Annotated in this window: 20 protein-coding genes; 16 read left to right on the top strand and 4 right to left on the bottom strand. The window is 61.3% G+C overall.

From position 1 onward, the window contains the following. Positions 1 to 102 precede the first annotated feature (102 nt). Positions 103 to 1,227, bottom strand: a complete 1,125-nt coding sequence (locus ACVWVP_RS05230) for a polysaccharide deacetylase family protein (RefSeq protein ID WP_178922818.1) — start codon at positions 1,225 to 1,227, stop codon at positions 103 to 105. Between the two features lie 138 nt (positions 1,228 to 1,365). Between ACVWVP_RS05230 and yaaA the strand changes: the two genes are divergently transcribed. From yaaA to ACVWVP_RS05150, 16 genes are all read left to right on the top strand, one after another. After that, positions 1,366 to 2,145 (top strand): peroxide stress protein YaaA, encoded by a 780-nt coding sequence (yaaA, locus tag ACVWVP_RS05225; protein ID WP_457404600.1) that lies wholly within the window; start codon positions 1,366 to 1,368, stop codon positions 2,143 to 2,145. 874 nt (positions 2,146 to 3,019) lie between these two features. Next, complete coding sequence (locus ACVWVP_RS05220) at positions 3,020 to 4,336, top strand: nucleotide sugar dehydrogenase (RefSeq protein WP_457404598.1); 1,317 nt, start codon at positions 3,020 to 3,022, stop codon at positions 4,334 to 4,336. 83 nt (positions 4,337 to 4,419) lie between these two features. Then, positions 4,420 to 5,901, top strand: coding sequence for a mannuronan synthase (alg8, locus tag ACVWVP_RS05215; RefSeq protein ID WP_457404596.1), 1,482 nt, complete (start codon positions 4,420 to 4,422; stop codon positions 5,899 to 5,901). A gap of 36 nt (positions 5,902 to 5,937) precedes the next feature. Next, on the top strand, positions 5,938 to 7,104 hold the full coding sequence (locus tag ACVWVP_RS05210; protein ID WP_178922815.1) for an alginate biosynthesis protein Alg44: 1,167 nt from the start codon (positions 5,938 to 5,940) through the stop codon (positions 7,102 to 7,104). A gap of 90 nt (positions 7,105 to 7,194) precedes the next feature. Continuing rightward, positions 7,195 to 8,619, top strand: a complete 1,425-nt coding sequence (gene algK / locus ACVWVP_RS05205; protein WP_457404594.1) for an alginate biosynthesis TPR repeat lipoprotein AlgK — start codon at positions 7,195 to 7,197, stop codon at positions 8,617 to 8,619. Beyond that, a complete protein-coding gene (locus tag ACVWVP_RS05200; protein WP_176995001.1) occupies positions 8,616 to 10,103 on the top strand; it encodes an alginate export family protein in 1,488 nt (495 codons plus the stop codon). Before algK ends, ACVWVP_RS05200 begins: the two co-directional genes overlap by 4 nt. Next, entirely contained in the window at positions 10,103 to 11,692 is a 1,590-nt protein-coding gene (algG, locus tag ACVWVP_RS05195) for a mannuronan 5-epimerase AlgG (protein ID WP_178922813.1), read from the top strand. The genes ACVWVP_RS05200 and algG overlap by 1 nt, the downstream gene beginning before the upstream one ends. Before the next feature lie 11 nt (positions 11,693 to 11,703). Further along, positions 11,704 to 13,152 carry an alginate O-acetyltransferase gene (locus tag ACVWVP_RS05190; RefSeq protein WP_178922972.1) on the top strand — a complete coding sequence of 483 codons (1,449 nt, stop codon included), beginning with the start codon at positions 11,704 to 11,706 and terminating at the stop codon, positions 13,150 to 13,152. Between the two features lie 8 nt (positions 13,153 to 13,160). Continuing rightward, the gene (locus ACVWVP_RS05185; RefSeq protein WP_457404591.1) at positions 13,161 to 14,270 is read left to right on the top strand and encodes a mannuronate-specific alginate lyase; all 1,110 of its coding nucleotides are present in this window, start codon (positions 13,161 to 13,163) and stop codon (positions 14,268 to 14,270) included. A 142-nt stretch (positions 14,271 to 14,412) separates the two neighbouring features. Then, complete coding sequence (locus ACVWVP_RS05180) at positions 14,413 to 15,945, top strand: MBOAT family O-acyltransferase (protein ID WP_457404589.1); 1,533 nt, start codon at positions 14,413 to 14,415, stop codon at positions 15,943 to 15,945. A gap of 11 nt (positions 15,946 to 15,956) precedes the next feature. Further along, positions 15,957 to 17,129 carry an alginate O-acetyltransferase gene (locus ACVWVP_RS05175; RefSeq protein WP_457404587.1) on the top strand — a complete coding sequence of 391 codons (1,173 nt, stop codon included), beginning with the start codon at positions 15,957 to 15,959 and terminating at the stop codon, positions 17,127 to 17,129. Positions 17,130 to 17,145: 16 nt separating this feature from the next. After that, the gene (locus ACVWVP_RS05170; RefSeq protein WP_178922810.1) at positions 17,146 to 17,802 is read left to right on the top strand and encodes an alginate O-acetyltransferase AlgF; all 657 of its coding nucleotides are present in this window, start codon (positions 17,146 to 17,148) and stop codon (positions 17,800 to 17,802) included. Positions 17,803 to 17,951: 149 nt separating this feature from the next. After that, positions 17,952 to 19,403 (top strand): mannose-1-phosphate guanylyltransferase/mannose-6-phosphate isomerase, encoded by a 1,452-nt coding sequence (locus ACVWVP_RS05165; protein ID WP_176995007.1) that lies wholly within the window; start codon positions 17,952 to 17,954, stop codon positions 19,401 to 19,403. Positions 19,404 to 19,677: 274 nt separating this feature from the next. Next, positions 19,678 to 20,142: a multidrug transporter gene (locus ACVWVP_RS05160; RefSeq protein ID WP_178922808.1), complete on the top strand. Its 465-nt coding sequence runs from the start codon at positions 19,678 to 19,680 to the stop codon at positions 20,140 to 20,142. A gap of 14 nt (positions 20,143 to 20,156) precedes the next feature. After that, positions 20,157 to 20,969 carry an SDR family oxidoreductase gene (locus tag ACVWVP_RS05155; RefSeq protein WP_457404585.1) on the top strand — a complete coding sequence of 271 codons (813 nt, stop codon included), beginning with the start codon at positions 20,157 to 20,159 and terminating at the stop codon, positions 20,967 to 20,969. Continuing rightward, positions 20,969 to 21,370, top strand: coding sequence for a DUF4440 domain-containing protein (locus tag ACVWVP_RS05150; protein ID WP_178922804.1), 402 nt, complete (start codon positions 20,969 to 20,971; stop codon positions 21,368 to 21,370). The genes ACVWVP_RS05155 and ACVWVP_RS05150 overlap by 1 nt, the downstream gene beginning before the upstream one ends. A 41-nt stretch (positions 21,371 to 21,411) precedes the next feature. Here the strand turns inward: ACVWVP_RS05150 and ACVWVP_RS05145 are convergent, their stop codons facing one another. Genes ACVWVP_RS05145 through ACVWVP_RS05135 form a run of 3 tightly spaced genes read right to left on the bottom strand, consistent with a single transcriptional unit; the run spans position 21,412 to position 24,641 of the window. Continuing rightward, the gene (locus tag ACVWVP_RS05145; protein WP_457404583.1) at positions 21,412 to 22,263 is read right to left on the bottom strand and encodes an efflux RND transporter periplasmic adaptor subunit; all 852 of its coding nucleotides are present in this window, start codon (positions 22,261 to 22,263) and stop codon (positions 21,412 to 21,414) included. 10 nt (positions 22,264 to 22,273) lie between these two features. Further along, positions 22,274 to 22,474: a DUF1656 domain-containing protein gene (locus ACVWVP_RS05140; protein WP_176995013.1), complete on the bottom strand. Its 201-nt coding sequence runs from the start codon at positions 22,472 to 22,474 to the stop codon at positions 22,274 to 22,276. Continuing rightward, positions 22,464 to 24,641 (bottom strand): FUSC family protein, encoded by a 2,178-nt coding sequence (locus tag ACVWVP_RS05135; protein ID WP_457404582.1) that lies wholly within the window; start codon positions 24,639 to 24,641, stop codon positions 22,464 to 22,466. The genes ACVWVP_RS05140 and ACVWVP_RS05135 overlap by 11 nt, the downstream gene beginning before the upstream one ends. Positions 24,642 to 24,648 lie beyond the last annotated feature (7 nt).

Genomic DNA, 24,648 nt, shown 5'->3' with positions numbered 1-24,648 from the left:
GCCAGCGACCCCGTTAAAGTCGGAAGTCCGCCTGCATCGAAACACCCTCGAAAATCACCCCAAAAATGCCTCATCCCCAACAGGGCCGGGCACTTCGTGATTTCAGCGAAACGCCTCCCGACAGTCCTGCCAACCCAGCCCGCTTTGCGCCGTTGCCTGCATCAATAAAGGCAATGCCACCCGCGCCTTGTCCTGGGTGTCGTGGAACACAATCACACCCTTGCGCCACAGCAGCATCAACGTCAGCACCCGTTGCGCCGACTCGTCGGGCTTGAGCTTGCCCGGGTCATCCTGGGAGTCGATGTCCCACAACGCCACCTGCAAACCCTGGGACTGGAAGAACCCCTGGCTGTCCGCTCGACGCTGGCCATAGGGCGGGCGAAACAGCGGCACGTAGTTCTCCGGCATCAGGTTCTGTACCAGCGAGGCCGTGCGGGTAATGGAACTCTGCCAGTCGACCCAGTGGCTGTGTGAACGGTACTGCCAGCCCTGGATGCCCACGCACTGCCCTTGGTACAACGCCTGCACATCAGCGGCAGAGCTGCGTTCCACGCGGGTCTGCAGGCTGCTGCCGAGGGCAAAGAAGGTCGCGTTCATTTTCTGTTTGCGCAGGTAATCGGTGAGCCAGTCGGTGTTGCCGCTGACCGGCGCCGGGCCGCCGTCGAAGGTCAGCAGGAACAGGCGGTCGTTGAGTTCGTCGCCATTGCGTTCGTGGTCACCAAAACGCGCGACTTCGCTGCTGATCTGCGGAAACAGCGCGGCCTTGCGCAGCAGTTCGTCGAGGTAGCGTTCGTGAAAGTGATGACTGGGCCCGGCCCAGCCTATATAGAAGGAGTTTTCGCTGACTTCGAACTTGCCCGCCTGCTCGCGCAGGTCGTCCATGTTTTCCACCAGGTAACAGAACGAGGCGTCCTCCTCGCAGCTCTGCTGGGCGAAGGTGTAGTTCTCCAGCAAACGTTGCCACAGCTGACGGCGCAGGTCGTCGATGGCCGCCAGGTTGATGATCTTCAACCCCAGGCGTTGCTTGAGGGCAGTCTCGTCCTGGCTTTCGCTGGCCAGCAGGCTGTGGGCGAACATCAGGATTTCGGCGCGTGAGGCCACATCGAACAGCGCGGGGCTGCTGAGCTTTTCAGGCCAGGTGCCACGGTCCAGGCTGGCCACGTCCACGGGTGCTGCCTGGGCGCCCAGGCAAAACAGGCAGGCGGACAATAAAAGCGCAATTCGCACAAAGGGTCTCCCTTTCCAGAGTCGTCGGCCACTATAGCCGATCCACCACGCCCAGCGATTGCGCGTCTATTGGCGTGATAGGTGGAGTCGAACGCCTCAACCCCCTAGAATCCCCCCACGATTTAAGGAGACGACTTCATGCTGACGGTGATTTCCCCCGCCAAGACCCTCGATTTCGAGACTGCGCCTGCGACCGAGCGCTTTACCCAGCCGCAATTCCTGGACCACTCCCAGGAACTGATCGAGCAGCTGCGCACGCTCAGCCCGGCGCAGATCAGCGAATTGATGCACGTGTCCGACAAGATCGGCGGCCTCAATGCTGCCCGTTTCGGCAGCTGGACCCCGGCTTTCACCCCCGCCAACGCCAAGCAGGCATTGCTGGCGTTCAAGGGCGACGTGTACACCGGCCTGAATGCCGAAACCTTCAGCGATGCCGACTTCACCTACGCCCAGGACCACCTGCGCATGCTCTCGGGCCTGTACGGCCTGCTGCGCCCCCTGGACCTGATGATGCCGTACCGCCTGGAGATGGGCACCAAGCTGCCCAATGCGCGCGGCAAAGACCTGTATGCGTTCTGGGGCACGCGTATCAGCGAGTGGCTGAATGAAGCCCTGGCCGAGCAAGGTGACGACGTGCTGCTGAACCTGGCGTCCAATGAGTACTTCTCGGCGGTCAAGCGCACCGCCCTGAACGCGCGGGTCATCAACACCGAGTTCAAGGACCTGAAGAACGGCCAGTACAAGATCATCAGCTTCTACGCCAAGAAGGCCCGGGGCATGATGAGCCGCTTCGTGATCGAAGAACGCATCAACGATCCGGCCAAGCTGAAGGAATTCGACGTGCAGGGCTATCGCTTCAATGCCGAGCAGTCCAAGCCCGACAACCTGGTGTTCTTGCGCGATCACGCACCGGAATAAAGCCCTCGAAAGCACAGATGTTCAAATGTGGGAGCTGGCTTGCCTGCGATAGCGTCGGTGAATTCAACACCGCCATCGCAGGCAAGCCAGCTCCCACATTTTTTAATCGTATTTCGCCCTCCGAATCGCCATTATTTTGGCGTCAAAAAATATCTTGACGCATTCCTAACGAATCTTTCACTCGACAATTTTCATTTTTTTTCGTAGTGGCACCACTTTTTTTAAACAGTAGTGGCACAAAACTATCCCCCCGCACCAACTCCCCACAACTACTGGCCCAAATAGCAAGTGCTATCAATATAGTACCAGTGCCATCTTTCCTAATATTTCAAGAAATTTCCGGAAACAGGATGAGCGGCCTGGAACTTCGTCAAAACGCACGGCTCATACCACCGGTAACGAAATTCTCTGTTTCTGTAGGAGATGACTTACATAGCGACCCAAGGAAGTAGCAAAGTTGCCCCATCAACTTTGACTCACGGGTCATATCATCAACTGAATTGAGTTGAGGGCGGCGATAAGGACTGGTTGCTATCCCCTATAGGCCAAGGCAGCGCTTACCTAAATGTGTCGGTGGTGACACCCAGGTGATTGATAGTTAAAGGCTTTCAGCCTCTATCCAACCCCTGCGGCACCGGCGTCGGGCCCTTCTCCAAGGTAGTCCGGCTGCATTTCAGGGCAAGCCCCAATAACAAGGCCAAGTTGCGCACAACTTGAGTGCAATAGTTAGTCACTCGCTATTTAACATGCCTGTACGCGGTAAGTCGGCGTCTATTCGTCTAACTTTCGCGGCAACAGTGACGCTTGCAAACATGAACTCCGGCCATCTAATTGGCATGATTAAAATCGTCTTCAATGACAAGAGGTAAATGCGATGCGCATCAGCATATTTGGTTTGGGTTACGTTGGCGCAGTGTGTGCCGGTTGCCTGTCTGCCCGTGGCCACGAAGTGGTTGGCGTAGACATCTCCAAGGAAAAGATCGACCTGATCAATGCGGGCAAATCGCCAATCGTTGAACCGGGTCTGGGTGAACTGCTGAGCCAAGGGATCGAAACCGGTCGACTGCGCGGCACCACCAACTTCGCCGACGCCATCCGTGACACTGACCTGTCGATGATTTGCGTCGGTACACCGAGCAAGAAAAACGGCGACCTGGAACTGGACTACATCGAAGCCGTGTGCCGCGAGATCGGTTTTGTCCTGCGTGACAAAGCCACCCGTCACACCGTCGTCGTGCGCAGCACCGTGCTGCCAGGCACCGTGGCCAACGTGGTGATCCCGATCCTGGAAGACTGCTCGGGCAAAAAAGCCGGTGTCGACTTCGGCGTCGCGGTCAACCCGGAGTTCCTGCGTGAGTCCACCGCCATCGCCGACTACGACCTGCCACCGATGACCGTCATCGGCGAGTTCGACAAAGCTTCCGGCGATGTCCTGCAGTCGCTGTACGAAGAACTCGACGCACCGATCATCCGCAAGGACATCGCCGTTGCCGAAATGATCAAGTACACCTGCAACGTGTGGCACGCCACCAAGGTGACCTTCGCCAACGAGATCGGCAACATCGCCAAGGCCGTCGGCGTCGATGGCCGTGAAGTGATGGAAGTGGTGTGCCAGGACAAGACCCTCAACCTGTCCCAGTACTACATGCGCCCAGGCTTCGCTTTCGGCGGTTCGTGCCTGCCCAAAGACGTGCGCGCCCTCACCTACCGTGCCGGCTCCCTGGACGTGGAAGCGCCGCTGCTCAACTCGCTGATGCGCAGCAACGAGTCCCAGGTACAGAACGCCTTCGACATCGTTTCCAGCCACGACAAACGCAAAGTCGCCCTGCTGGGCCTGAGCTTCAAGGCCGGTACCGACGACCTGCGCGAAAGCCCACTGGTTGACCTGGCCGAAATGCTGATCGGCAAGGGCTACGACCTGAGCATCTACGACAGCAACGTCGAATACGCTCGTGTCCACGGCGCGAACAAGGACTACATCGAGGGCAAGATCCCCCACGTGTCGTCCCTGCTCAACTCGGACTTCGATGATGTGATCAACAACTCCGACGTGATCATCCTCGGCAACCGCGACGAGAAATTCCGCGCCCTGGCGCAGAACGCTCCACACGGCAAGCAAGTGATCGACCTGGTGGGCTTCATGTCCAAGGCCACCTGTGCGACCGGTCGTACCGAAGGCATTTGCTGGTAACAGCAACGGCAAGTTTCAAGCGGCAGGCGTTCCCATCCCCAGCGCCTGCCGCCTGGAACCTCCTTCACCTTCGGATGACGCTTATGTCCAAGTTAAAACATGTACTGCTGCAATCCGCCGGCTGGCTGTTCTTCCTCAGCCTGCTGATGGGACTCGCCCTGCTGCTGCCGGCGAGTACGTTCGACTCGGAGTCGAAGAATTTTATTTTCCTGATTGGCGCCGTGGGTATCTGGCGCTACTCGATGGGTGCTACGCATTTCTTTCGCGGCATGCTGTTCCTGTACGTGGTCTACCCGCACCTGCGCCGCAAAGTGCGCAAACTGGGCAAGGCCGCCGACCCGTCTCATGTGTTTTTGATGGTCACCAGTTTTCGTATCGACGCGCTGACCACCGCGCAGGTCTACAGCTCGGTGATCCGCGAAGCCATCGAATGTGGCTTCCCCACCACCGTGGTGTGCTCGCTGGTGGAAATGTCCGATGAACTGCTGGTGAAAAGCCTGTGGGAACGCATGAACCCGCCGGAACACGTGAAGCTCGACTTCGTGCGCATCGCCGGTACCGGCAAGCGTGACGGCCTGGCGTTCGGTTTCCGCGCCATCTCCCGCCACCTGCCGGATGACCGCGCCGTGGTGGCCGTGATCGATGGCGACACCGTGCTCGCCGAAGGCGTGGTGCGCAAGACCGTGCCGTGGTTCCAGCTGTTCGGCAACGTCGGTGGCCTCACCACCAACGAATTCTGCGAAGTGCGTGGCGGCTACATCATGAGCGAATGGCACAAGCTGCGCTTCGCCCAACGTCACATCAACATGTGTTCCATGGCCCTGTCCAAGCGCGTGCTGACCATGACCGGTCGCATGTCGGTATTCCGTGCCAGCGTAGTGACCGACCCCGGCTTTATCGCCGACGTGGAAAGCGACTCGCTGCAACACTGGCGCCTGGGCCGCTTCAAGTTCCTCACCGGTGACGACAAGTCCAGCTGGTTCAGCCTGATGCGCCTGGGCTACGACACCTTCTACGTGCCGGACGCCGCGATCAACACCGTGGAACACCCGCCAGAAAAAAGCTTTATCAAGGCCAGCCGCAAGCTGATGTTCCGCTGGTACGGCAACAACCTGCGCCAGAACTCCCGTGCTCTGGGCCTGGGTGTTCGCCGCCTCGGCCTGTTCACCAGCATCGTGCTGTTCGACCAGCGTGTGTCGATGTGGACCTCCCTGCTCGGCCTGACGGTGGCGATCATCGCCACCTTCAAGTACGGCGGCGCGTTCATCCTCTCCTACCTGCTGTGGATCGGCATCACCCGCCTGATTCTCACCCTGCTGCTGTCGTGCTCCGGCCACAAGATCGGCCCGGCCTACCCAGTGATTCTCTATTACAACCAGATCATGGGCGCGCTGGTGAAGATCTACGTGTTCTTCCGCCTTGATCAACAGTCCTGGACCCGCCAGGACACCAAACTGACCCGCGATTTGGCCAGCTTTCAACGTTGGTTCAACACCTGGTCGTCTCGGACCATGACCTTCTCCGCCGGCAGCATTTTCGTCGCCGTGTTGCTGATGATGGTCTGACCCTGCCAAGCCTGAATTAACCTAGGAATTACACCGATGAATAGCCAAGCAAACGTCAACGTTGTCCACGAATCCGAAGCCCAGCGCCAGCATGCCCGCGTAAAAATCCCGGCCAAGCTGCGCTTCTTCAACACTGACCGCACACCGACCGAAGCACGGGTGATCGACCTGTCCGCCGGCGGCCTGGCCTTCACCTCCACCCAGCCGTTGACCGTCGGAGAAGTGCACAAGGGCCGCCTGCAATTCGTGATCGATAACTTGGGCCTGGCCATGGACGTGGAGCTGCAGATCCGCTCTTACGATCGCCAGACCGGCCGCACCGGTTGCCAGTTCCAGAACCTGGAACCGCAGGATATTTCCACCCTGCGCCACCTGATCACCTCGCACTTGTCCGGCGACATCGTGACCATGGGCGACGTGCTGGCGACCCTGCAACGCGACAACTTCACCAAGGCGCGCAAGGTCAAGGACAGTGGCAGCGGCATGACCGCTTTCGGCCGCCTGCGTGCGGTGACCTTCAGCGCTGGCATCTTCATCGTCGGCCTGGCCGCGTTCGGTTTCGTGTTCAAGTCGGTGTACGGCATGTACTTCGTCAGCCATGCCCAGGCGGGCCTGGTCAGCGTGCCGGGCATGAACGTAACCATGCCCCGCGACGGCACCGTGCAGAGCCTGCTCAAAGGTGACGCGGTGGCCGCCAAGGGCGCGCCGCTCGCCACGTTCAGCACCAGCATGCTCGATGTGCTCAAGGGCCACCTGGACGAAGACCAACTGCAACCGGCCAAGGTTGAAGAGCTGTTCGGCAAACAAATGACCGGCACCCTGACGTCGCCCTGCGATTGCGTAGTGGCCCAGCAGTTGGTGGCCGACGGCCAATACGCCAGCAAAGGCGACGTGATCTTCCAACTGGTGCCACGCGGCAGCCTGGCAAACGTGGAAGCGCGCTTCACCTATCGCCAGTTCGCCGACGTGCGCCCAGGTACGCCGGTGAGCTTCCAGGTGGCCGACGAAGAGCAGGTCCGCACCGGCACCATCGTCAGCAGCACCAGCCTGAACAGCGCCGACCTGTCCTCCGACATCCGCGTGCAGATCAAGCCTGACGCACCGCTGGACAGCACCTACGCCGGCCGCCCGGTGGAAGTGACCAGCGACCGTGGCCCTTCGCTGAACTGGCTGATCGACAAAGCCATGGCTCACGGTCTGTAAGCAGAGGACATGCCTGTGATGACTCCTATGAAAACACCGCGGTCCCTGTGGGAGCGGGCTTGCTCGCGAAAGCAGTGTGTCAGCCAACACATGCATCAACTGACACTCCCTCTTCGCGAGCAAGCCCGCTCCCACATTGGATCTCTGTGCACATTGGCATTAGCGGTCTCTCTGGCCGGCTGCGCCGGCCTACCCGACCAGCGCCTGGCCAATGAAGCGCTCAAGCGCGGCGACACCGTCACCGCCCAGCAGAATTACCAGCAACTGGCCGACCTGGGTTACAGCGAGGCCCAAGTGGGCCTGGCCGATATCCAGGTGACCACCCGTGACCCCGAGCAGATCCGCCAGGCCGAAGCCACCTACCGCGCCGCCGCTGACACGTCGCCGCGCGCCCAGGCTCGCCTCGGTCGCCTGCTGGTGGCCAAGCCCGGCGCGACCGAAGCCGAGCAGCACGAAGCCGAAGGCCTGCTGAAAAAAGCCTTTGCCAATGGCGAAGGCAACACCCTGATCCCGCTGGCGATGCTGTACCTGCAATACCCTCATAGTTTCCCGAACGTGAACGCCCAGCAGCAGATCAGCAAGTGGCAAGCGGCGGGTTATCCGGAAGCCGGTCTGGCCCAGGTGCTGCTGTATCGCACCCAGGGCACCTACGACCAGCACCTGGATGATGTGGAGCGCATCTGCAAGGCCGCGTTGAACACCACCGATATCTGCTACGTCGAGCTGGCCACGGTCTACCAGAAAAAAGCCGAACCCGAAAAACAGGCCGAGCTGCTCAAGCAAATGGAAGCCGGCTACAGCCGTGGCACCGTCACCGCGCAACGGGTCGACAGCGTCGCTCGCGTCCTCGGCGATGCCACCCTGGGCAAGCCGGACGAGAAAACCGCCCAAGCCCTGCTGGAAAAAATCGCCCCTGGCTACCCAGCGTCCTGGGTCAGCCTGGCACAACTGCTTTACGACTTCCCGGAACTCGGCGACGTCGACCAGATGATGAAGTACCTGGACAACGGCCGCGCCGCCGACCAACCGCGCGCCGAGCTGTTGCTGGGCAAGCTCTACTACGAAGGCAAGTGGGTGCCGGCCGATGCCAAGGCCGCCGAAGCACACTTCGAAAAAGCTGTGGGCAAGGAAGTGGCGGCCGATTACTACCTCGGCCAGATCTACCGCCGTGGCTACCTGGGCAAGGTCTACCCGCAAAAAGCCCTGGACCACTTGCTGACCGCTGCGCGCAACGGCCAGAACAGCGCCGACTTCGCCATCGCTCAATTGTTTTCCCAAGGCAAGGGCACCAAGCCCGACCCGTTGAACGCCTATGTCTTCAGCCAGTTGGCTAAAGCCCAGGACACGCCAGAGGCCAACGACTTGGCCACTCAGCTTGAAGCCCCGCTGACCCCGGAGCAACGCACCCAGGGCCAACGCCTGGTGCAACAAGAGCTGGCCGCCCGCGGCACCCTGGCCCAGAGCACGCTGCAATTGCACGCCCTGGATGAAGAAGACGGTGAGGAATCCCTATGAAGCTCAATCCATTCGTCAAGGCCGGTATCGGCCTGACCTTCGCCCTGTTGTGGTCGTGCCCGACCCTGGCTGCGCTCACCGAAGCCAAGAACTTCGGCCTGGAAGTCAAAGCCACCGCGCAGTCCGAAGATGACCGCGATCTCGGCACCCAGAAAGGCGGCGACGTCAACGGCATCGGCCTCGACCTGCGCCCGTGGATCTACGGCGAAAGCGGCGCGTGGAGTGCCTACGCCATGGGCCAGGCCGTGACCTCCAGCGACATCATCGAGACCGACACCCTGCAACAGTCGGCCGATGACACCACGGAACAGTCGAGCAACGATGACCGCAAGGCCAAGAAAAACTACCTGGCCCTGCGCGAGTTCTGGGTCGGCTACAGCGGCTTCACGCCCTACCCCGGCGAGATCCTCAAGTTCGGTCGCCAGCGCCTGCGCAATGACGACGGCCAATGGCGCGACACCAACATCGAGGCGCTGAACTGGACCTTCGACACCACCCTGCTCAAGGCCAATATCGGCGCCGCTGAACGCTTCAGCGAATACCGCACCGACCTCAAGGAACTGTCGCCCAAGGACAAGGACCGCCAACACTTCTATGCCGACGCCGCCTACCAGTGGACGCCGGGCCAGTGGATCGGCCTGCGCGGTCACCACACCCATGACGACGGCAAACTCGACTACGCCGAACCGGGCGTGGCGTCCGACCCGTTGGACAAGCGCGAAAACGGCGACCTGACCTGGCTCGGTATCGAAGCCAACAGCGACGCCTACAACTGGCGCAACACCAACACCGTCAACTACTGGGCCAGCGTCACCGGCATGCAGGGCAACCGTGACACGGTCAACGCGCTGAATGCCGACGGCACCCGCCCAACGAATGCCAAGCGCAGCGATGACGTGAACGGCTGGGCCACCGACCTGGGTATCCGCCTGCGCCTCGACCCGCAATGGCAAGTGGGCGCGGCCTACGCCCGTGCCAGCGCCGAGTACGAACAGAACGGCCTGCAAAGCAACCGTTCGAACTGGACCGGCACCCAATCGCGCCTGCACCGTTTCGGCGAAGCGTTCCGTGGCGAGATGAACAACATGCAGTCCATGAGCCTGTTCGGTTCCTGGCAACTGCGCGAGGACTACGACGCCAGCCTGGTGTACCACAAGTTCTGGCGCGTCGACGGCAACAAGCCGGTGGGCAGCAACGGCATCGATGCGGTGCAGAACAACACCGATGACGTGACCGGCGCGATCCTCTCCAGCACCTCCCTGCCCCTTGAAGACGGCAAGAAAGACCTGGGCCAAGAGATGGACCTGGTCGTCACCAAGTACTTCAAGAAAGGCCTGCTGCCGGCCGCGCTCAGCCAGTCGATCGACGAACCGTCGGCCCTGGTGCGCTTTCGTGCCGGCGTGTTCAAACCGGGTGACGCCTATGGCAGCCAGGTGGACTCGTACATGCATCGCGCCTTTGTCGACGTGATCTGGAAATTCTGATGGGAGCCTGCGCGATGAACCCTCAAGCCCTCAAAGGCTCGGTCAGCCTGCTGGTCGCAGCCATGCTGCTGGCCAGCACTTCGGCCTTTGCCGACGGTGCGGCGGTGAAGGCGCCGACCATCGCCAAAGAGCTGCAACAGGCCAAGACCTACACCATTTCCAGCCCGCCGACGGCGCCGCTGGAAATGACCAAGCCGGCCCTGCCAGACCTGTCGGGCTATACCGCCGCCGCGATGGACAAGAAAATCGTGCGGACCAAGCCGGGCAAAATCAGCCTGCGTCGCATGATGCAGGAAGACGCCCTCAAGGACTTTATCGGTGGTGACAACAAGATGGCCGAGTGGGTGGTGCGCCAGCACGGCATTCCCCAGGCGATCTTCGTCGATGACGGCTACATGAACCTCAAGGACCTGCTGGGCAAGGTGCCCAAGCAGTACTTCAGCGAAACCTCGCCGGGTGTGTTCCTGGCCAAGCTGCCGATTGTGGTCGGGCGCAAAGGCATCCTGGAAATCGACAAGAAGACCCAGGAATTGCGCCTGTCCCAGGAAGCCGGTTCGTTCCTGATCAACGACGGCCAACTGTTTGTGCGTGACACCCGGATCACCGGCTGGAGCGAAAAAGCCAACGGCCCGGCGCTGTTCAAGTCGCCCAAGGAATTCCGCCCGTTCCTGCTGGCCTGGGGCGGCACCGAGACCTACGTCGCCAACAGCAAGATGGCCAGCTTCGGCTACGCCAACAGTAAGTCGTACGGGGTGAGTATTTCCCAGTACACGCCGAACATGGCCAAGGTGCTCAAGCGCCCGGAACCGACCGGCTGGATTATTGATTCCGAATTCTCGGACATGTGGTACGGCTTCTACTGCTACGAGACCACCGGTTTTGTACTCAAGGGCAATACCTACAAGGACAACATCGTCTACGGCATTGACCCCCACGACCGTTCCCACGGCCTGATCATCGCGGACAACACCGTGTACGGCACCAAGAAGAAGCACGGCATCATCATTTCCCGGGAAGTGAACGACAGCTTCATCTTCAACAACCGCAGCTACGACAACAAGTTGTCGGGCCTGGTGATCGACCGTAACAGCGTGAACAACCTGATCGCCGACAACGAGATCTACCGCAACCACACCGACGGCATCACCCTCTATGAGAGCGGCGACAACCTGCTGTGGGGCAACAAGGTGATCAGCAACCGTCGCCACGGCATCCGCGTGCGTAACAGCGTGAACATCAAGCTGTACGAGAACACCGCCATGGCCAACGGCCTGACCGGCGTCTACGGCCACATCAAGGATTTGACCGACACCGACCGCGACATCGCCCTCGACCCGTTCGACGCCAAGGTCTCGCTGATCCTGGTGGGCGGCGAGCTGGCCGGTAACGGCAGCGGGCCACTGTCGATCGACTCGCCATTGAGCATCGAGCTGTACCGCGTGTCGATGTTGGCGCCGACCAAATCCAGTGGCATCAGCTTCTCCGGCGTTCTTGGTGATCGCCAGGAAGAGATTCTCGACCTGCTGGTGCGCCAGCAGAAAGCCGTGCTGATCGACCCTGTCGAACGCCAGACCGAAATGCAGGACTGAGGATGACCCTTATGCACCCACACATGATCAAACTGCTGAGCCTCTCGGGTCTGACCCTCGGCCTGCTGGCGGCCAGCCAGGGCGTACGCGCCGACGAAGCAAAGGCCCCGACCTTTACCGCCGAACCCTGCTGCAGCCTGTGCCCGGCCGCCCACGATGCGCGTAACTACACCACACGCTACCAGCAGAACTTCACCACCCTGGTGCAAGCCCAGGGCGACTGGTTGTTCCGTACCCAGGAAGACCTGCGCACCGAGTTCGACACCAGCCCGGCCGGCTACAAGCGCATGCAACAGTTGCACGATGCGTTCAAGGCCAAGGGCGTGGAACTGGTGGTGGTCTACCAGCCAACCCGTGGTTTGGTGAACCGCAACAAGCTCAATCCTGAAGAAAAAGCCAAGTTCGATTTCGACAAGGCCCTGGCCAACTACAAGACCATGCTCGGCCGTTTCGCCAAGATGGGCTACGTGGTGCCGGACCTGTCGCCGCTCACCAACGAGCAACTCCCGGATGAACTGCCGGCCCACGATTTCTACTTCCGTGGCGACCAACACTGGACGCCGTACGGCGCCCAACGCACGGCGAAAATCGTCGCTGAAAAAGTGCGCGCCATGCCGGAGTTCGCCGACATTCCCAAGCGCGAATTCGAGACCAAGCGCTCCGGGCGCATGGGCAAGACCGGCACCCTGCACAACATGGCCGGGCAACTGTGCGGCACCAGCTACGCGATCCAGTACATGGACCAGTTCACCACCGAGCCCAAGGGCGAAGCGGGTGACGGCGACCTGTTCGGCGATTCGGGCAACCCGCAGATCACCCTGGTGGGCACCAGCCACAGCGGCAAGAACTACAATTTCGCGGGCTTCCTGGAACAGGAAATCGGCGCTGACATCCTCAACGTCGCCTTCCCGGGCGGTGGCCTGGAAGGCTCGATGATCCAGTACCTGGGCAGCGATGAATTCCAGAAGAGCCCGCCGAAAATCCTCATCTGGGAATTCTCGCCGCTGTACCGCCTGGACCAGGAAACCATCTACCGCCAGATGATGGCGTTGCTCGACAACGGCTGCGAAGGCAAGACCGCGCAGATGACCTCCAGCACCACCTTGAAACCCGGCAAGAACGAATTGCTGGTGAACAGTTCGAACAAAGACCTGCGTAACGCCAACCACCAGGTAGACATCCGCTTCGCCGATCCATCGGTGAAAACCTTGCAAGCCACCCTCTGGTACATGAACGGGCGCCACGAGGACCTCAAGATCGAAAAACCCGAAACATCCGATACAGACGGGCGTTTCGCCTTCGAACTGCGCACCGATGAAGACTGGGCCTCGCAGAACTTGCTGGCCGTGGAAGTCCAGGGCCCCGAAGCAGGCCAGGCCGCGCAGAAGGTTGAAGCGAAAATTTGCACACGCAACGTATTCCCAGCCGGTGGTCAACAGACCGCTTCAACTGGGCAATGAGGTTACCTATGCAGAAGTTATTGATCCCCACGTTACTGGGCCTGGCGATGTTTGCAGGTGTGGTTAACGCCGCCGCGCCACTGCGCCCGCCTCAGGGCTACTTCGCCCCGATCGAGGCGTTCAAGACCGGCGACTTCAAGAATGACTGCGACGCCATGCCGGCGCCGTACACCGGTTCGCTGCAATTTCGCAGCAAGTACGAAGGCTCGGACAAAGCCCGCGCCACCCTGAATGTGCAATCCGAAAAAGCCTTTCGCGACAGCACGGCCGACATCACCAAGCTGGAAAAAGACACCAGCAAGCGCGTGATGCAGTTCATGCGCGACGGTCGCCCGGAGCAGTTGGAATGCACCTTGAATTGGCTGGCGACTTGGGCTCGGGCGGATGCGTTGATGTCCAAGGACTTCAACCACACCGGCAAGTCCATGCGCAAATGGGCGCTGGGCAGCATGGCGTCGGCCTATGTGCGCCTGAAGTTTTCCGACTCCCACCCGCTGGCCAACCACCAGCAGGAATCGCAGTTAATCGAGGCGTGGTTCAACAAACTCGCCGATCAGGTCGTCAGCGATTGGGACAACCTGCCGCTGGAAAAAACCAACAACCACTCCTATTGGGCTGCATGGTCGGTGATGGCAACGTCCGTCGCCACCAACCGTCGCGACCTGTTTGATTGGGCGGTGAAGGAATACAAGGTCGGCGTGAACCAGGTCGATGACCAAGGCTTCCTGCCCAACGAATTGAAGCGTCAGCAACGCGCCCTGTCGTACCACAACTACGCCCTGCCGCCGCTGTCGATGATCGCCAGTTTTGCCCTGGTCAACGGTGTTGATTTGCGTCAGGAAAACAACAGCGCACTCAAGCGCCTGGGCGACAAGGTGCTGGCCGGGGTCAAAGACCCGGACATCTTCGAGCAGAAAAACGGCAAAGAGCAGGACATGAAGGACTTGAAGCAGGACATGAAATTCGCCTGGCTCGAACCTTTCTGCACCCTCTACACCTGCGCCCCGGATGTGGTGGAGCGCAAGCACGGAATGCAGCCGTTCAAGACGTTCCGCCTGGGGGGTGACCTGACCAAGGTCTACGACCCGGCGCATGAGAAAGGCAACAAAGGCAGCTGATTACATGGCTCCCGGTTGGACTCGGTCCAATGTGGGAGCCGGTTTCGACAGTTGGAATGCTGTACCGCCCTCCCCCGAATTTTCGTGGGGGGGTTTGGGGGGGCTCTGGCCCTTGACTGTGATTAAACATGGAGAGATCGGGATGGTTTTCTCGTCCAATGTGTTCCTGTTTCTGTTCTTGCCGATCTTTCTCGGCTTGTACTACTTGAGCGGGCAACGCTATCGCAACCTGCTGCTGCTGATTGCCAGCTACGTGTTCTACGCCTGGTGGCGAGTGGACTTCCTGGCGCTGTTCGCCGCCGTGACGCTGTGGAACTACTGGATCGGCCTAAAAGTCGGTGCAGCCGGCGTGCGCACCAAGCCGGCCCAGCGCTGGCTGCTGCTCGGCGTGGCCGTCGACCTGTGCATCCTCGGCTACTTCAAGTACGCCAACTTCGGCGTCGACAGCATCAACGTGATGATGAAGTCCATGGGCCTTGAGCCGTTCATCCTTACCCACGTGCTGTTGCCGATTGGTATCTCGTTCTACATCTTCGAGTCCATCAGCTACATCATCGACGTGTACCGTGGCGATACCCCGGCCACCCGCAACCTGATCGACTTCGCGGCGTTCGTGGCGATCTTTCCGCACCTGATTGCCGGCCCGGTGCTGCGTTTTCGCGACCTGGCCGACCAGTTCAACAACCGCACCCACACCCTCGACAAGTTCTCCGAGGGCTGCACGCGGTTCATGCAGGGTTTCATCAAGAAAGTCTTTATCGCCGACACCCTCGCGGTGGTGGCCGACCATTGCTTCGCCCTGCAAAACCCCACCACGGGCGATGCCTGGCTCGGCGCGCTGGCCTATACCGCGCAGCTGTACTTCGACTTCTCCGGCTACAGCGACATGGCCATCGGCCTGGGCTTGATGATGGGTTTCCGCTTCATGGAAAACTTCAAGCAGCCGTACATCAGCCAGTCGATCACCGAGTTCTGGCGGCGCTGGCACATCAGCCTGTCCACCTGGCTGCGTGACTACCTGTACATCACCCTGGGCGGCAACCGCAAAGGCACGCTGATCACCTACCGCAACCTGTTCCTGACCATGCTCCTCGGTGGCCTGTGGCACGGTGCAAACATCACCTACATCGTGTGGGGTGCCTGGCACGGCATGTGGCTGGCGATTGAAAAAGCCATCGGCCTCAACACCGCGCCACGCAGCTTCAACGTCGTGCGCTGGGCCTTCACCTTCCTGCTGGTGGTGATGGGCTGGGTGATCTTCCGCGCCGAGAACCTGCACGTTGCCGGCCGTATGTACGGTGCGATGTTCAGCTTTGGCGAGTGGTCGCTGTCGGAACTCAACCGCGCCAGCCTCACCGGCCTGCAAGTGGCGACCCTGGTGGTGGCGTATGCAACCCTGGCGTTCTTCGGCCTGCGCGACTTCTACACCAACCGCCCAGCCGATAAAACCAAGCCCGCTGACCCGAGCCTGATCAAGGCCGTCCCGGGCGACACCCCCGGCAGCATCCACCAGCCCGGTTTCACCGTGGGCCAGGACGCCGCCGTGCAAGCGGCCTACTGGACCGCTGACTGGCCACGCTACGCCATGCGCGCTGCGGTGCTGCTGCTGTTCGTGGCGTCGATTCTCAAACTGTCGGCGCAGAGTTTCTCGCCGTTCCTTTACTTCCAATTCTGAGGGAGCCGACCATGACCCGTTCATTACGCGTCCTCTATATCGGCCTGTTCCTGGTGGTGCTGCTGGCCCTGGGCGCCTGGTCGCTGCGCAGTTTCTTCGGTTTCAGCACCAATGCCGACGCTACCGTGCTCAACGGTCGCTGGACCAAAGCCGTCGAGACCCATTACGACGACGAGTTCCCGATCAAACGCCTGGGCACCAACCTGTGGGCCGCGCTGGACTACAAGCTGTTTAATGAAGGTCGCCCTGGCGTGGTGCTGGGCCGCGATCACTGGTTGTACAGCGACGAGGAGTTCAACCCCGCCGTCAACGAAGACCAGAACCTTGAAGGCAACTACGCGCTGGTCGAAGGCGTGCGCCAGAAGCTCAAGGCCCAGGGCATCCAACTGGTGATGGCGATCGTGCCGGCCAAGGTGCGCCTGTACCCGGAGCACCTGGGTGAGGTGAAACCGGCGAGCATCCACGCCAACCTCTACCAGGACTTCCACGCCCGTGTCGCCGCCGACAAGATCATCGCCCCGGACCTGCTTGGCCCGCTGCAACAAGCCAAGCTGGGCGGCAAGCAAGTGTTCTTGCGCACCGACACCCACTGGACCCCGGACGGTGCCGAGATCGCCGCCAAGCAACTGGCAGCGACCATTCGCGAGAAAACCCCGCTGAGCGGCGAGCCACAGCGCTTCGTCACCGAGGCCGAGAACACTGCACCGCACAAAGGCGACCTGCGCCTGTTCCTGCCCCTGGACCCGCTGTTCGAAAACCTGATGCCGCCCAAGGAGCCGCTGGAAAAACGCGTCACGCACCTGGCCGAAACCAAAGGTGACGATGCCCTGTTCAGCGACAGCGAAACCCCGGTGGCTCTGGTCGGCACCAGCTATAGCGCCAACCCCAACTGGAACTTTGTCGGTGCGCTCAAGCAAGCCCTGCACAGCGACGTGGTCAGCTACGCCGAAGACGGCCACGGCCCCATCCTGCCGATGCTCAGCTACCTCAAGAGCGACGACTTCAAGAACAGCCCGCCCCAGGTGCTGATCTGGGAGTTTCCTGAACGTTATCTGCCCGTGAACAACGAAATCGGTGATGCCGATCCATCCTGGGTTGCGCAGCTTAAACAAGCCGGTTCGCGCCAACAAAACATGGCTATCAACACACAAAAATCCGAGACGCCCGACCGGGCGCAAAACTGAAAGAGAGGTAACTCACATGACTTTCACTACAACTCCTCGTCGTCTCGCTAAAACCCTGGCCATTGCAGCCGGTTTGAGCTTCGTATCGATGTCCGCCTTCGCCGGCGGTGACGCCGCGCTCTATGGCCCAACCGCGCCGAAAGGTTCGAGCTTCGTGCGGATCTACAACGCCAGCAACCAGGAAGTCAGCGCCACCGTCGGCGCGACCAACCTGAGCGACGTTGCGCCCCTGGCCAGCAGCGACTTCAGCTTCATGCCGGGCGGTGACTACAGCGCCAAGGTGGGCAGCCAGACCGTGCCGGTCAAGCTCGCCCCCGACCACTACTACACCCTGGTCAACAGCGGCAGCGGCCAGCCCCAGCTGATCGAAGAGCCGCCGTTCAAGAACAAGCAGAAGTCCCTGGTGCGTGTGCAGAACCTGAGCGACAAGGCCCTGACCTTGAAGACGGCTGACGGCAAGACCGACGTAGTCCAGTCGGTGGCTGCCAAGGGCCGTGGCGAACGTGAAATCAACCCGGTGAAAGTGAGCCTGGCGTTGTATGACGGTGACAAGAAAGTCGGCGATGTGAAGCCGGTTGCGTTGGAACGTGGTGAAGCGGCGGTGCTGTATGTGACGGGCTCCGGTTCGAGCCTCTCGCCAGTCTGGGTGAAACGCCCGGTGTCGACCCGCTGATTAGCTTTAGAAATTGACGCCCCCTCTGTGGGAGCGGGCTTGCTCGCGAATGCGGTGGTTCATCCACAGATGTGCCGACTGACACGCCGCTTTCGGGAGCAAGCCCCCTCCCACAGGCTCTGACCCATATCGATTCAAGGAGAAACAGCATGATCCCAGTAATCCTTTCCGGTGGTAGCGGCTCACGTCTTTGGCCGCTTTCCCGTAAACAGTTCCCTAAACAATTCCTGGCGCTGACCGGCGAGCACACCTTGTTCCAGCAAACCCTGGAGCGCCTGGTGTTCGAAGGCATGGACACGCCAATCGTGGTCTGCAACAAGGACCACCGTTTCATCGTCAATGAGCAACTGAGCGCCCGCAAGCTGGAAAGCCAGCGCATCCTGATGGAGCCGTTCGGCCGCAACACCGCGCCGGCCGTGGCCCTCACCGCGATGATGCTGGTCAATGAAGGCCGCGACGAACTGATGCTGGTGCTGCCCGCCGACCACGTGATCGACGACCAGAAAGCCCTGCAACGCGCCCTGGCCCTGGCCACCGTGGCCGCCGAGCGTGGCGAGATGGTGTTGTTCGGTGTGCCGGCCACCCGCCCGGAAACCGGCTACGGCTACATCAAGTCCACCAACGATTCGCTGCTGCCTGAGGGCGTGAGCCGCGTCGAGCAGTTCGTGGAAAAACCCAATGAAAAACGCGCCGTCGAGTTCGTCAAAAGCGGCGGTTACTTCTGGAACAGCGGCATGTTCCTGTTCCGCGCGAGTCGCTTCCTCGAAGAGCTGAAAAAGCACGATCCGGACATCTACGACACCTGCCTGCTGACCCTGGAGCGCAGCGAGCAGACCGCCGACACCGTGTCCTTCGACGAAGCCACCTTCGCCTGCTGCCCGGACAACTCCATCGACTACGCCGTGATGGAAAAAACCCAGCGCGCCTGCGTGGTGCCACTGAGCGCCGGCTGGAGCGACGTGGGTTGCTGGGCGTCGCTGTGGGCCGTCAACGATAAAGACGCCAACGGCAACGTGAGCAAGGGCGATGTGGTGATCCAGGACAGCAAGAACTGCATGATCCACGGCAACGGCAAGTTGGTGTCGGTGATCGGCCTGGAAAACATCGTGGTGGTGGAAACCAAGGACGCGATGATGATTGCCCACAAGGACAAGGTCCAGGGCGTCAAGCAGATGGTCAACACCCTCAACGAACAGGGCCGCAGCGAGACCCAGAACCACTGCGAAGTCTACCGTCCGTGGGGCTCCTACGACTCGGTGGACATGGGCGGTCGCTTCCAGGTCAAGCACATCTCGGTCAAGCCGGGCGCGTGCCTGTCGTTGCAGATGCACCACCACCGCGCCGAACACTGGATTGTGGTCAGCGGCACCGCCGAAGTCACTTGTGACGAGAACGTGTTCCTGCTCACCGAGAACCAGTCCACCTACATCCCGATTGCCTCGGTGCACCGCCTGCGCAACCCGGGCAAGATCCCGTTGGAGATCATCGAAGTGCAATCGGGCAGCTACCTGGGCGAAGACGATATCGAGCGGTTTGAAGATATCTACGGTCGCTCGACGCCGGTTGAGCGTGGCGTGTCGGTGAAAACCATCGCGCAGTAATACTGTCGTACAAGAAGCCCCCGTCCAGCCGACTGCGTCCCCTATCCGCAGCCGGTTGGGCGGGGGCTTTTTCTTTGGGTTTTGCAGTGATGCTGAAGGCGCCATCGCAGGCAAGCCAGCTCCCACAGTTGACCGAGTACATCCTTTGGAACACGGTCAACTGTGGGAGCTGGCTTGCCTGCGATAGCGCCCGCCGAATCAACACTTATCTCAAGCTGACCAATCCCACCTACGCTTACGTTAGGATGCTCGTTCCCAATTCGAGGTGGTCTCCATGTTCTTCGGCGTTCTCCTGATCATCACCTGGCTGATCCTGCTGCTGCGCTACCCCGCCAAGGCCTTGCCGGTGTCCCTCGCGGCCGCCGTGGGCCTGGGTTTCGTGGCGATCTGGGTGGTGTGGCTGGACAACCGCGAAGCCTCGCAACTGGCGCGCCTGGAGCTGCGCATCACCTACGCGGCCGACGAATGCCCTGCCGATCGGCCGCTCAAGCTGACCCTGAACAACGGTAACGACGTGCCCCTCACCGAACTGCGCTGGCGCGTCGCTGCCTATGCGCCGGGTGACACCGTCAACCTGGCCGACAACGTCTACGCCGCCCCGCGCTACCGCGGCCCCGGCGAGCTGCAAGCCGGCGCCACCTGGGAAGACTGCTTGCCCACCCCGCCACTGCGCCCCGGTTACCGCCCGCAAACCCTGGAATTTCGTGCCGAACACCTGCAAGGTGGCTTCTCGGACTGACAAAGGATTGACCCATGCCCAACGTACTCATCACCGGCTGCTCCAGCGGTATCGGCCGCGCCCTGGCGGATGCCTTCAAGGCGGCCGGCTATCACGTGCTGACCAGCGCCCGCCGCGAAGCCGACGTGATCGCCCTCAACGACGCCGGTTTCCACGCCGTGCTGCTGGACGTGAATGACAGCGCCGCACTGCACACCCTGGCCACCCAAGTGGGCGAACTGGACGTGCTGATCAACAACGCCGGCTACGGCGCCATGGGCCCGCTGCTCGACGGCGGCACCGACGCCCTGCAACGCCAGTTCGAAACCAATGTGTTTTCCATCGTCGGCGTGACCCAGGCGCTGTTCCCGGCCCTGCGCCGCAGCAAAGGCCTGGTGGTGAATATCGGCAGCGTTTCCGGCGTGCTGGTCACCCCGTTTGCCGGCGCCTACTGCGCCTCGAAAGCCGCCGTGCATGCCTTGAGTGATGCGCTGCGCATGGAACTGGCGCCGTTTGGCGTGCGAGTCATGGAAGTCCAGCCCGGCGCCATCAACACAAGCTTCGCGAAAAATGCCGGGGCCCAGGCGGAATTGCTGATCAACGAACAATCGCCGTGGTGGCCCATCCGCGACGGCATCCGCGCACGCAGCCAGGCCTCCCAGGACAAACCAACCCCGGCCGCACAATTCGCCGCCGAGGTGCTCAAGGCCGTTCAGCACCCCCGGCCACCACGCCTGCTGCGCGCGGGCAATGGCAGCCGGGCGTTGCCGTTGATGGCGGCGTTGTTGCCCAAGGGTTTATTGGAACGCGTCTTGAAGAAGCGCTTTGGCTTGGAACGGAGTTTGTAATGATCGACTACAGCGACTTTTTTGAAGAAGTGATCCAGACCCACGTCGAGATCGAGCAATGGTTTGCCGGAGTTGCGCCTGAGGGCACGTTGGAAAACCTGCTGGCGCGCTTCTCCCCCGAGTTCAGCATGGTGGCGCCCGCGACGGGGACGCGGGTCAATGCGGCCGGCGTTAAAGCGCTATTCACACGCCTGGGCGGCATGCGCCCGGGGCTGAAAATCACCTTGAGCGAAATGGCCGGGATTGACCGGCATGCGCGTGGCGCGACGGTGACTTACCGCGAGCATCAGGTGGATGACAGCGGCACTCAGACAGACCGCCGCGCCACCGTAGTGTTCGAGAAACAGGCCAGCGGCGCGCTGTTGTGGCGCCACCTGCATGAAACCTTCATCAAGGCCTGACACCCCCTACTGTAGGAACCGGCTTGCCGGCACCTACAGGGTTATTCGTTGACGATAACGGTGCAAGTGATGCCCGCCGCCAACAACACACCTTCCGGCACTTCATCAATGTGAATCCGCACCGGAACCCGCTGGGCCAACCGCACCCAGTTGAACGTCGGGTTCACATCGGCGATCAGCTCACGGCTCTCGGGGTTGTCGCGGTCGTAGATGCCGCGCGAGATGCTTTCCACGTGGCCCTTCAAGGTCTCGCCGCTCATGAGCTGCATATCGGCTTTGTCACCGACTTTAACGTGGGGCAGCTTGGTTTCTTCAAAGAAGCCATACACCCAGAACGAGTTCATATCGACCACGGCCATCTTGGCCTCGCCGATGCGCGCGTAGTCACCGCGATGCACGTTCAGGTTGGTGACGTAACCGTCCACCGCCGCCACCACTTGGGTGCGTTTCAGGTTCAGCTCGGCCCCTTCCAGTTGCGCCAGCGCGTGTTGGTAATCAGCGAGTGCGGAGTCGGCGATGTTGCTGGCGTCGTCGCGGTTTTCCTTGGAGATCACCAGGGCGTCGAGGTCGGCGCGGCGGTGGGCGTTGACCTTGCGCATTTCCCAGGTGGCTTTGCGTGACGCCACCAGCGACTGCGCTTGCTTGACGGCAATGCGGTAGTGCTCGGGGTCGATCTGCATCAGCAGGTCGCCCTTCTTCACCAACTGGTTGTCGCGCACCGGCACGTCGACCACTTCACCGGTAACGTCGGCGGCCACGTTGATGATGTCGGCGCGCACACGGCCGTCGCGGGTCCAGGGGGTCTCCATGTAATGCACCCACAACGTGCGGCCAATCCAGATCGCCAACGCCAATACCAGCAAGGTGGCGAGCAGGCTGAAAAACTTTTTCATCAGGGCATTCTCAACGGTAGACGGTCAGCGCCAGCGCGCCGAACAGACAAACGAACAGGCTCAGGCGCAGCAACGCCGGGTGCCAGAAAAAACGGTACAGGTCGTACCCGGCCAGGAAGCGGTCCACGCCCCAGGCCAGCCCCGCCGCGATCAGGAACATCAGGGTCATGGTCGGCATATAAATGCCGTGGAACGCGATTTCACGAGGCATGCGCAGCTCCTTTGAGGGCAGCGAGGGGCGATTGCGGGTCGAGCAACGAGGTGCGGATAAAGTGCAGGTAGCTTTTCACCCGGCGCAGGGCCGAGGTGTCGAAGTGCGGCGCGAAGGGTTCGTCGGTGGCCTGCACGCGGCTGATGGCGTGGTCTACGGCGATCAAGCCGCGCTCCAGGTTGCTGGCGCTGGGTTGCAGGAACAACCGCACCAGCGAACGACCCATCACACGGATCGCCTGGCGCCACGGCTGGGACTCGGCATACGCCGGATGCACCGGCAGAATCGCCTGTTCCTTGCGCAATTCGATGATCGCGTGGCCGACTTCCAGCACCACGAACATCCAGCGCAGCAGGTCGCGCTGCACCTGCGGCTGGCCGACGGCGAGGCCGTAAGCCTGGTGCAGCAGGTCGCGGGTGCGGCTTTCAAAGCTAGACGCCAGGCCCTTGAGCTTGCCACTGATGGCATACACCACCTGCTCACGCAGGTCCTGCTCCAGCCGGCGCCACAACCAGCGGCTGTTGGGCGGCAGGATGATCGCCCCGGCCGCCGCGCACACCAGCATGCCGATGACCATGGCGATGTAGTCGTTGATGAAAGTGTAGGGGTTGTAGACCGTGAGGTTGTCGGGCACCGAGCCGGTACTGAAGAAGATCAGCAGGCCCACGCCAACACCGGCGTACTGGGGGCGTGATGCCAGGAACGAACCGAAGATGATCACCGGCGCAAGCATCACGCACAGCAGCGGGAAGCCGTCGATCCAAGGGAACACGAAGAACATTTCAACAAAACCCACCAGCGCACCAATGAAGGTGCCGCAGGCCATTTGAAAGGCCATGCGTTTCGGGTTGGGCGTAGCGGCAGACAAGCCCACGGTGGCGGCGGCGATCAGGGTCATGGTCGCGCCGCTGGGCCAGGCCGTGGCCACCCAGTAACTGCCGAGCACAACCAGAATGAATGACGCGCGAATGCCCGACGCGGCGCAGGCCAACCAGTTGGTCTTGGGGGTAAAGGTTTCGTCCCACTGTTCGCGTTCGTGGCTGTGATCGGCCAGTGACGCATGGGTTTGCGCGTAGTTGTGCAGGTCGTCGACGAAGCGGTAAAGCAGCTCGTAGGCGGTGTGGAAATCCAGCTGCTCGGCTTCGCTGGGTTCACCTTCCTGGAAGGCCGTGCGCAGGGCACGCACCTTGGCGGGCAAGCCGTCCTTGTAGGCGCTGAGTTGGGCCACCAGCCCTGCGGCGTCGGGGCTGGTGAGGGCACGGCCGGAAAAACCATCGAGCAGTTCGGCCAGGTCCTGCAGGCCGGGCTTGATCGCAGCGACCACGTGGTCCGCCGCATCGGCACGCAAGCGTTCGAGCAACTGGTGCAAGGCGTTGAAGCGTGTGGTGATGCTCATGAATTCGCTGTTCAAGCGACTGAGCCGGCCATTGCGCCGACGCATGTGCGGGTCTTCAAACACCGTGACACTGCGCAGCCCTTCCAGGCCCACGGCTTGCGCGATAAAGCGCACGTTGCTGGCCTCGAAGCCCTCGCGCTGGCTGCGCCCACGCAAGCCGTCGGTGACGAACAGCGCGAACACGCCAAAACGCTGGTACAAGGCATTGCGCATCGCGGCGCTGGAGGTTTGCGGCAAGATCGCGGCGCTGACCAGCGTGGAGCACAGAATCCCCAGGGAGATTTCCAGCACGCGCCATACCGCCGCCATAAAGGCACCGTCCGGATGGGCCAGGGCCGGCAAGCCGACCATCGCCGCCGTGTAGCCGGCCAGCACAAAACCATAGGCGCGAAAGTTACGGTTGCGCGTGGCGCCAGCCGTGCAGATACCTACCCAGATCGCCAGTGCGCCGAGGAACAGCTCGGTGTTTTGCGCAAACAAGGCGATCAAAAACACCATCACCGCCGACCCCGCCAGGGTGCCGAGGAAGCGATAGAAACTCTTGGCGAACACCTGGCCGCTCTGGGGCTGCATCACGATGAACACGGTGATCATCGCGGTTCGCGGTTGCGGCAACTCCAGGCGCATGGCCAGCCACAGCGTGAGGAACGCGGCGATCAGCACCTTGAAGATATACACCCAGGTCACGCCGTCGCTGCGAGCCCAGTCGAAAAAACCGCGGCGCCACTCAAGGGAATGCAGCCAGCGCAGCGGTGCAGGCAAGGGAGTCATCGACACC

This window comes from Pseudomonas sp. TE24901 (assembly GCF_054058375.1).
The sequence above is the reverse complement of the archived record's forward strand: the minus strand, read 5'-3'. Positions and strand labels throughout refer to the sequence as shown.

Coding starts and splice junctions, on each gene's coding strand:
- ACVWVP_RS05150 (WP_178922804.1), top strand. CDS start 20,969: ATGATCGACTACAGCGACTTTTTTGAAGAAGTGATCCAGACCCACGTC.
- ACVWVP_RS05220 (WP_457404598.1), top strand. CDS start 3,020: ATGCGCATCAGCATATTTGGTTTGGGTTACGTTGGCGCAGTGTGTGCC.
- ACVWVP_RS05190 (WP_178922972.1), top strand. CDS start 11,704: ATGCACCCACACATGATCAAACTGCTGAGCCTCTCGGGTCTGACCCTC.
- alg8 (WP_457404596.1), top strand. CDS start 4,420: ATGTCCAAGTTAAAACATGTACTGCTGCAATCCGCCGGCTGGCTGTTC.
- algG (WP_178922813.1), top strand. CDS start 10,103: ATGGGAGCCTGCGCGATGAACCCTCAAGCCCTCAAAGGCTCGGTCAGC.
- ACVWVP_RS05210 (WP_178922815.1), top strand. CDS start 5,938: ATGAATAGCCAAGCAAACGTCAACGTTGTCCACGAATCCGAAGCCCAG.
- ACVWVP_RS05185 (WP_457404591.1), top strand. CDS start 13,161: ATGCAGAAGTTATTGATCCCCACGTTACTGGGCCTGGCGATGTTTGCA.
- ACVWVP_RS05155 (WP_457404585.1), top strand. CDS start 20,157: ATGCCCAACGTACTCATCACCGGCTGCTCCAGCGGTATCGGCCGCGCC.
- ACVWVP_RS05180 (WP_457404589.1), top strand. CDS start 14,413: ATGGTTTTCTCGTCCAATGTGTTCCTGTTTCTGTTCTTGCCGATCTTT.
- ACVWVP_RS05160 (WP_178922808.1), top strand. CDS start 19,678: ATGTTCTTCGGCGTTCTCCTGATCATCACCTGGCTGATCCTGCTGCTG.
- ACVWVP_RS05135 (WP_457404582.1), bottom strand. CDS start 24,641: ATGACTCCCTTGCCTGCACCGCTGCGCTGGCTGCATTCCCTTGAGTGG.
- algK (WP_457404594.1), top strand. CDS start 7,195: ATGCATCAACTGACACTCCCTCTTCGCGAGCAAGCCCGCTCCCACATT.
- ACVWVP_RS05200 (WP_176995001.1), top strand. CDS start 8,616: ATGAAGCTCAATCCATTCGTCAAGGCCGGTATCGGCCTGACCTTCGCC.
- ACVWVP_RS05145 (WP_457404583.1), bottom strand. CDS start 22,263: ATGAAAAAGTTTTTCAGCCTGCTCGCCACCTTGCTGGTATTGGCGTTG.
- ACVWVP_RS05170 (WP_178922810.1), top strand. CDS start 17,146: ATGACTTTCACTACAACTCCTCGTCGTCTCGCTAAAACCCTGGCCATT.
- ACVWVP_RS05165 (WP_176995007.1), top strand. CDS start 17,952: ATGATCCCAGTAATCCTTTCCGGTGGTAGCGGCTCACGTCTTTGGCCG.
- ACVWVP_RS05175 (WP_457404587.1), top strand. CDS start 15,957: ATGACCCGTTCATTACGCGTCCTCTATATCGGCCTGTTCCTGGTGGTG.
- ACVWVP_RS05140 (WP_176995013.1), bottom strand. CDS start 22,474: ATGCCTCGTGAAATCGCGTTCCACGGCATTTATATGCCGACCATGACC.
- yaaA (WP_457404600.1), top strand. CDS start 1,366: ATGCTGACGGTGATTTCCCCCGCCAAGACCCTCGATTTCGAGACTGCG.